Annotated in this window: 4 protein-coding genes; 2 read left to right on the top strand and 2 right to left on the bottom strand. The window is 36.5% G+C overall.

From position 1 onward, the window contains the following. Window positions 1–222: 222 nt before the first annotated feature. Window positions 223–1,140: a glycosyltransferase family 2 protein gene (locus L2586_RS24240; RefSeq protein ID WP_235295595.1), complete on the bottom strand. Its 918-nt coding sequence runs from the start codon at window positions 1,138–1,140 to the stop codon at window positions 223–225. A gap of 12 nt (window positions 1,141–1,152) precedes the next feature. Here L2586_RS24240 and L2586_RS24245 point away from each other — a divergent pair, with 12 nt between their 5' ends. Continuing rightward, on the top strand, window positions 1,153–2,271 hold the full coding sequence (locus tag L2586_RS24245; RefSeq protein ID WP_235295596.1) for a hypothetical protein: 1,119 nt from the start codon (window positions 1,153–1,155) through the stop codon (window positions 2,269–2,271). Window positions 2,272–2,411: 140 nt separating this feature from the next. Then, on the top strand, window positions 2,412–3,845 hold the full coding sequence (locus tag L2586_RS24250) for a serine hydrolase domain-containing protein (RefSeq protein WP_235295597.1): 1,434 nt from the start codon (window positions 2,412–2,414) through the stop codon (window positions 3,843–3,845). Between the two features lie 12 nt (window positions 3,846–3,857). Here the strand turns inward: L2586_RS24250 and L2586_RS24255 are convergent, their stop codons facing one another. Beyond that, window positions 3,858–6,071 carry a DUF4838 domain-containing protein gene (locus L2586_RS24255; protein WP_235295598.1) on the bottom strand — a complete coding sequence of 738 codons (2,214 nt, stop codon included), beginning with the start codon at window positions 6,069–6,071 and terminating at the stop codon, window positions 3,858–3,860. Window positions 6,072–6,578 lie beyond the last annotated feature (507 nt).

The raw sequence follows: 6,578 nt of genomic DNA on the forward strand, positions 1-6,578 counted from the left end.
GATAAGAGCCCGATAGAATTTTCAAGCCGCCAACAGCCCCTTATTGGGGTTTTAAAACCCCAATAAGGGGCTGTACTAGAAATAGTATTTAAATTATAAACTGTATTAAGAAAGGTAAGTCTACAAGGTGAACTTAATATTTTTGATCATATGTAATGCGATTCATTTTTAGAATCTTATTATATTTCTTCTTAAATAAATATAAAGAAGAAAAGGAAAAGCTCATTTGATGTACTTTATATAATTAACAATATAGAGTATATAGTTTTTATATAGACTAACATAAATGCCGGAATTGATGGACTTTTGGAAGATTAATCTGGATTGCGTTCTATTAGGCGCTATTGATGCAACGGCATATTGAATATACTTTTCTGCCTTTAGAAAAGATAAGGTGTTCTTTTTTAAATATTTCGCTAAATTTTTTCCTTCAGCGGAGAACAAATCATCGAAAGCTGCAACATTAAGTTCTGCTCTTTCCAAAGGATCAAAATCCAAGGTTGCTTTTTTAGATCCCATCTCCTCATGGATTTGATAGATATAATTATAGTTTGATAATTGTACAAATGGGTGTTTCATTAACAACCTTAAGATCAAGTGTGTATCCTGCCAATGTGGGAAGTCAACTGGAAATCGATCCACTTCTAAGAAACGACTAGGAATACTAAGTGACCATACACCGCACATATGATAGGCAGCATAATTCACGGGATTTTTATGCTTCTTTTGATCATAATTAGTTGTCGTAATACTTTTCTCCTTGATTTTCCGAACAAATCCTGTTCTTAAAATGGTTTCAGGAAAATCCCGAGATTCATAATGCTGGTAAAAATCATTTAGGTAATCAGTTGTTATTAAATCATCGTCATCTATAAAGCACACATACCTTCCATTGGCAACATCTATTCCATGATTTCTAGCGCTACTCCGCTCTAGATGCTCCTGAAAGATGTATTTAATCCGATCATCTTTAAATTCTTGAACAACTTCTCTCGTCAGGTCAGTCGAACCATCATCAACTATGATTAACTCCCAATCCGTAAATTTTTGATCAATCACACTCTGGACACATTTCTGCAGAAGTGCAGCCCTATTTCTTGTAGGGATGATAACTGAGAAGAAAGATGTACTTTTGTTCATAATTACAAAAGTATGCAAAAGATAGGATTATTAGAGCTGGCAAACCATAATGAGGTTTTGCGTGCTTATATATTAATTTTATTAGAAAGTGAAAAAGTTAAGACTGTTGAAATATTTACCAATAAATGGAATTTTAATCAGGTTTATGATTTTCAAGATAATCCTAGGATTAATTGGCACATTATTGAAAATGTTTCTGAATTATTAGAGTATGAACTGATAATTAAAGAATTATCGGTGTTGATTCAGACCACGATTGAAGATGAATCGGCTAAAGTTGTAGAATTAAATATAGCATGTAAGTTGGCAATAGTAATTCATAATGCTCATTGCCAATTTCAGCCTTTTAAAAATATAGTACTTAACACCCACCCTATTGAATTTGTAAAAGATATTGGAAGGTTGCTTAAATTTATTTTGATTAAAAGACCTGCTCTTAAAAGAGCTGAAGAGAAGGCTGATATCCTATTTTTTCCTATTAAAAATGCCTTAACAAAAAACAAAAAATCAACGAAAAGAATGCTTTGTTTACCCTTTTCAGTAAATGAAGAAGTTTCTTATATTGCTTTTCATGAAAACATTTTTATTACCATCCCAGGAATTATTTCAGATAAGAGTCGAGATTATGAAGTTGTAATTGAAGCTTTAAAAAAAATTAAGAATCATAATATTAAGCTTACTTTACTAGGCAAACCAAAGGGGAAATATGGCTTGCAAATCATTAATAAATTTAAGAAAATAAATTCATTAGAATTAGTTTGTTATACTTCATTTATCCCTCAAGAAATATACGATAAAAAAATGCGTGAAACGGACTTCCTCATTTTACCAATGAAAGAAAAAATGAGCTTTGGCGTGATTACAGAAAAGAACGGGTATTCTACAACATCTGGTAACATTAACGATATGGTTAGATATGGTATCCCAGCACTTCTTCCTGCTTTTTATCCCTTGAATAATAGTCTGAAAAGTGTTGTCGGTCAATTCCAGAATGCAAATGAACTTACTACTTTAATAGATCATTGGGCTGAAGGAAAGGTGTATAATAAAATTAAAATTGAAAACATGAAAGAGGCGATGAAGCCATTTGACAGAAAGGAACTGGCTATAATTGTCAATGAGCTGATTTAACAGTTTCTAAATAATTCCACGCTCAGCTCCACCCCTTTTTCCCACAATCTCCATTAAAACACGCCCTAACCCAATTTATTTGCATCTTAACGTCGTTACCTTGTTGTAATTCAAAATCAACTTATAATCCATCGTTAGATATGAAACATATTCTCCTCTTCTTACTATTTTCTATAGCATGTGCCGCTCAGAATACTACAGTCCTTACCGAGCAAACAGAAATAGAAACTAACTTACTTCCACTTATTGCTGTAAAAGGACAACCTGCTAAAACCAAAACCATAGAAGGATTAATGAAGGAATTCAATGTTCCAGGTCTAAGCGTTGCAGTCATTAAAAATGGGAAATTACACTGGACTAAGGGATATGGAGTTTCAAATACAAATACTATACAACCTGTAGATGAAAACACACTCTTTCAAGCGGGATCTATCAGTAAACCTTTAGCAGCATTAGCTGCATTGACATTAGTCCAAGAAGGGAAAGTAGACTTAGATGAAGATGTGAATGAATACCTAAAAGACTGGAAAGTACCAGCATCTGATTTTACTAAAGAAGAAAAAGTAACCCTGAGACGTCTGCTAAGCCATACCGCAGGAACGACCGTTCACGGCTTTCCAGGCTATACCGAAAAAGATAAGTTTCCTACGATCACAGAAGTGCTGAATGGTGAAGGAAATACAGATAAGGTTTTCGTAGATACCGAACCAGGAAGTAATTGGAGGTATTCTGGTGGTGGATATACCATTATGGAAAAATTAGTAGAAGATGTAAGTGGAATGCCACTGGAAATTTTCATGGAAAAGAATATCTTCCCGAAGATCGGAATGGAAAACAGCACGTTTTACCAACCATTACCTTCGAATCTGAAAGAAAATGCAAGTTTAGCTTACAACCGAAAAGGAAAAATCATCGACAAATCCTACCATAACTATCCAGAGCAAGCGGCAGCTGGACTTTGGACAACTCCTTCTGATCTTGCTAAGTACATCATAGAAATCCGGTCGATTGCTAATGGAAAGGAGGATGGTGTATTAAGTCCAGAGACTGTAAATGAAATGCTGACTAAGCACAAGGGGAACTGGGGACTTGGACCGTCTCTAAGAAATGATGGTGAGGAGTTGATCTTTGGCCACGGTGGAAAGAATGCTGGATTCACAAACAATATGATTGCAAGCGTATATAACGGAGATGGAATTATTATTCTTACAAGCGGTGATGCTGGCAATGAAATCATAAATCCTTTGCAGACGACTATTTCTAAGTACTATGAAATGGGGATTTTCGAACAACAAGAGATTGAATTGTACGATATAGATGAAAAAGACCTCTTGAAATTTGTAGGAAAATATAAGTACGAAGAAGGAGAAAGAAAAATGATCGTAGAAGTGAAGGTTAAGAAAGGAAAGATCAATATCAAGTTGGGAAGCAACCATGTGCTTGATGCCATTGGTCCGCTTGAGTTTTTCGACTTGAAAGATCCGGAAACGATTACTTTCAGTCAAGACGAGCAGGGTAGCATAACAAGCTTTACCCTGAAAGGCCCAGGTGTTTCATTCGCTAGAATTGAATAACCAGCGGTGCTGCTATCTCACGATTATTTCATCCGCAAAGATCCATGATGGCATTCCAGCCGCATGATGCCAATACGGAGCAGTACCTAGATTCTTAGCACTTACTTTTATGTAACGTGCCTCTGCAGATATTTCTAATTCATAATATTGAACATCATTAATCTTACTTGATTTTGTAAGCGGAGATTGGTTTTTTAAAGGTTTCAGATCAACGAAAGATTTCCCATCTATTGAAACAGAATAAATAACCTCCGATGGAAAGAAAACAATGTGATTCGTAACTTGCAAGAAGGCCATATTGATAGAATTTACCTCCCGAATTTCACCAAGATCTACTATCGCCTCCAAGTCATTACCTTCGAATCCTAACCAATTCGCATAAAAACTACTTCCGCCATATGCACCATCAGTAAGCGCCAACGGATTTTCATCAGCATATTTTTTCGGCTTTGTTGACAAGGTGACTTTCTTGCCGCGTGCGATATTTGGTAGAGCGGCAACGTCGAGCGTTTGCTTGTAAGCATCATAATATTCACTTACGCTGTATCGCATTTCATTCATCATCGTGATTCCATCAGCATCACATCTTGCCTTGAAACTTTCTAAAAGTGGCTGAACAAAGTCCACATTTTCTAGATCGTATTTCGATGAAAGGGATTGTCTACAAGCTTCTAACACGGCATAATCAACCCCGAGACGAGCTCGTTTTACTCTTTTTAGCACAACAGGATTACCTGAAACGGCTTGCTCCGCTTCGTCAAAAAACCCACGGTATTGATCTAGAAGATCCTTATTAAGATAAGAATCGAAGGCTTGTGATGGATCTCCATACAGAAACAAGAAAAAATCGGAATCTGCTATAATTTTCTCATGAATCAAGTCCACGTATTTTTTAACAAATGGCCCCGCTTCACCATAATAACCATCCGTAAATTCTTTGATAACGTCATCAGTATTCAGGTCTGGGTTCCAAAGCAACTTTGCCATCATATAAGAACGAAGCTCAAACAGTTCACTCGGATTATTGCTATGCTGTTCGAAAACCCACTTCGCATTGTTTTCCTCGAAGAATTCGATGTTTGGTTTCAGCGTGTGCATATTGGGAAATGGAGCCAGAAAATTGGTAAACTGTGTCGTGTAATCCCAGATCCGAATATTGTCCGTTAACGTCTTCCAGCCTCTTAAGTCATCAGCAAAATCAGCACACTTCTCAGGAATGGAAGCACTTCGATCGCATTCTATGGAACACAGCGTGATCAGCACATTCTCTATAGGTTTAGTCTTACAAGGTTTTCGCGTGTATTGATAGGCCAATGTGGAGATTTGCTTTTCAGGAAATTCGCGTGCAACAGCATTGACGAAACGAATCATTGTACCAGCATGACTTTCTTCTTCTAGGTCAATTTTTTTGCATTGATCACACTCACAGAATTGCGTATTATCATTTCCACTTACAGAAATAACGGAGGCTTCAGGATTTCTTTCGAAAAGAGCACCTACAGAATCGATAACCATCTCCAGGACTTCCTGATTGGTTAAACACAGTTGAGTGGGTAGCCTTTTGTTACCGCGCATCGCATAATATTCAGGATGTGATTCGTAGAATTTTTCTTCTGGGACAAATTTATTAAAAGTGTGAACTCGACCGGAAGGCACATAGAAAGGAAAGGCTTCAGAAGTTACTTTTAGTTGATGGGCAAATTCAGGATGGTCATAAAAGAGACGCGAATGGACGGTTCTGATATTAATATTAGGGGCATAATTATAGGTCAATGTTGCATTAAGCGTAATCTTGTTTAGTTCTGGAATAAATTCAGCATCAGGCGCAAACCACCTACAGCCTAGGAATTGTTCTAAAAATTCATAAACGGCATTTCGCAGCGCTTCTGGAGATCCACCAGAGATCAATAGGTTTTCATTTTGGACGTGGATAGCTATTTCATGAGGTTTTAGTTTTTCAGATGTTGTTAGTAAGATTTGCTTTTTCTTAGGATTTTGAAGGTCAATGTTGATGATAGGAATCGAAGCCTGACTTATCTTATAAATGGTAGATTCTAGGATTTTTGCTGATTGGGAAATGATTGAATCGGTATCGTCATGAATGATGATCTGATAATCGGATTGGCCGTTTTCAGTCAGTGTGATGGTGGATTCATTCATTAAAGAGAAAAGAAAGAAAAGAACAAAGGGTATAAAAGCTAGTGAAACAGCCTTGGATTTGCGCATCAGTTGAAATTAGAGGTTATAATATTTAATGAAATGAAAGTTAATAATTTTAAATGGTTGACCTAATGTGATGTTCATCTATTTTTATTGATTGATTGGATAGTGGAAATGAGTGAGTAAAGCTTAATTTATTTTATTAATGGCTTGTACTAAATGAACAAAGCCGGTGCGCTGCACCTCATTCTTTTTAATTATATCTTATTACAAACAAATACGGTCCTCTGGACCTTGATCATACCGAATTTGCATCGTAATGAAAGTGGATGGGAACAGCTATAAAGGTTTGGGAAACCTTTTTAGCTGAGACCCGAAACCAACACGAGCAGACGATGCGCAGCAATAATGCCAGAGGCATTATAGTCAGTGACCCGTCAGCAAAACTCTGACGTTCGTACACATCTTTTTAATTTAATATGTTGTAGCCAATCATAATTGATTCGAACTTCTCTAATCCCCAAACAAACGTTTTTGTTCCCGGTGGTCGACTTGGCTGATAGAACTCTTTCC

The organism is Portibacter lacus, from assembly GCF_021533215.1.
GTDB lineage: Bacteria > Bacteroidota > Bacteroidia > Chitinophagales > Saprospiraceae > Portibacter > Portibacter lacus.

Bases quoted from the DNA above. Each gene is read 5' to 3' on its own strand.
- L2586_RS24250 (WP_235295597.1), top strand. From the start codon at position 2,412: ATGAAACATATTCTCCTCTTCTTACTATTTTCTATAGCATGTGCCGCT.
- L2586_RS24240 (WP_235295595.1), bottom strand. From the start codon at position 1,140: ATGAACAAAAGTACATCTTTCTTCTCAGTTATCATCCCTACAAGAAAT.
- L2586_RS24255 (WP_235295598.1), bottom strand. From the start codon at position 6,071: ATGCGCAAATCCAAGGCTGTTTCACTAGCTTTTATACCCTTTGTTCTT.
- L2586_RS24245 (WP_235295596.1), top strand. From the start codon at position 1,153: ATGCAAAAGATAGGATTATTAGAGCTGGCAAACCATAATGAGGTTTTG.